This is a genomic window from Psychrobacter sp. AOP7-C1-14 (genome assembly GCF_052376135.1).
Lineage (GTDB): Bacteria > Pseudomonadota > Gammaproteobacteria > Pseudomonadales > Moraxellaceae > Psychrobacter.
Genome location: NZ_JBQSVH010000043.1, coordinates 1 through 1,136, shown reverse-complemented (window position 1 = coordinate 1,136; position 1,136 = coordinate 1). Strand labels below are relative to the sequence as shown.

The following is a 1,136-nucleotide window of genomic DNA, read 5'->3' as shown; positions in this document are numbered from 1 at the left end:
TCCATAGCGATTGGGTGGATAAGCTCTACGCCCATCTCAACGTTATCACCAGGCATTACCATTTCAGTACCGTCTTGTAATTGGATTGCGCCAGTTACGTCAGTAGTACGGAAGTAGAACTGTGGACGATAGCCGTTTAGGAATGGTGTGTGACGACCACCCTCTTCTTTTGACAATACATATACTTCAGCGTCAAACTTGGTGTGAGGAGTGATTGAACCTGGCTTAGCTAGTACTTGGCCACGTTGTACGTCTTCACGCTTAGTACCACGTAGTAGTACGCCACAGTTTTCGCCTGCACGACCTTCGTCAAGCAGTTTACGGAACATCTCTACACCAGTACAGGTGGTTTTTTGAGTGTCACGGATACCAACGATTTCGATCTCGTCACCAACTTTAACGATACCAGATTCAACACGGCCTGTTACTACAGTACCACGACCTGAGATTGAGAATACGTCTTCGATTGGCATTAGGAACGATTTGTCAACGTCACGCTCTGGCTCTGGGATGTAGGTGTCTAGTACTTCTAGAAGCTCTACAACCGCTGGTTGGCCATATTTGTCTTCTGAGCCTTTTAGGGCTTCAGTAGCAGAACCTTTAACGATTGGGGTGTCGTCGCCTGGGAAGTCATAGTCGTTCAATAGTTCACGAACTTCCATTTCTACTAGTTCTAGTAGTTCTTCGTCATCTACCATGTCACATTTGTTCATGAATACGATGATGTACGGTACGCCAACCTGACGTGATAGCAAGATGTGCTCACGAGTTTGTGGCATTGGGCCGTCAGTTGCAGATACTACTAGGATTGCGCCGTCCATTTGAGCGGCACCAGTGATCATGTTTTTAACATAATCGGCGTGACCTGGGCAATCTACGTGTGCATAGTGACGAGTTTCAGTGTCATACTCTACGTGTGAGGTGTTGATGGTGATACCACGTGCTTTTTCTTCTGGTGCTGAGTCAATAGACGCATAGTCTTTTGCTTCGCCGCCTGATTTGATTGCAGCTACGGTTGCGATTGCAGCGGTAAGGGTGGTTTTACCATGGTCAACGTGTCCGATGGTTCCGACGTTGACGTGTGGCTTGTTACGTTCAAACTTGGCCTTTGCCATGGGTATTTCCTCTTTTTTTGG

Annotated in this window: 1 protein-coding gene; it reads right to left on the bottom strand. The window is 47.1% G+C overall.

The genetic code is table 11. From position 1 onward, the window contains the following. The coding region (gene tuf, locus ACT3QN_RS13640; RefSeq protein WP_444529297.1) for an elongation factor Tu at nucleotides 1-1,115 on the bottom strand (1,115 nt) is incomplete at its 3' end. Between the last annotated feature and the right edge of the window lie 21 nt (nucleotides 1,116-1,136).